Source organism: Bacillus sp. SIMBA_031 (assembly GCF_046535225.1).
Classification (GTDB): domain Bacteria; phylum Bacillota; class Bacilli; order Bacillales; family Bacillaceae; genus Bacillus; species Bacillus velezensis.
The window spans coordinates 1-231 of the sequence record NZ_JAWRXC010000739.1 but is presented as its reverse complement, the minus strand read 5'-3'; the positions used below and the strand labels follow the sequence as shown (position 1 = coordinate 231).

General features: G+C 64.1%; 1 protein-coding gene. It reads right to left on the bottom strand.

Translation table 11 applies throughout. The features are described 5' to 3' along the window. Positions 1-231: hypothetical protein (locus tag SB724_RS22030; protein WP_410573234.1), on the bottom strand; the 231-nt coding region annotated here is incomplete at both ends.

Here is a 231-nt window from a genome sequence, read left to right as displayed (position 1 = left end):
CCGCTGCCTGGCTAGCACATCAAGCTGAGCACGCTGCGCGTTCACCGTCGCAACATTCATCTTCGCATCGGCGAGCGCACGGTCGCGAGCCGCCGTGGCCCTCTCTAGGGTTTGCACGGAACTTGCGCGACCATCGCTTGCCAACTTGAGCTGGCGCTCCAGTTCCTTGCCGGTCTCAACCTCGTCCGCAGCGGATGCCTGCTGCTTGGCAACCGCGACGTCGATCTGTGC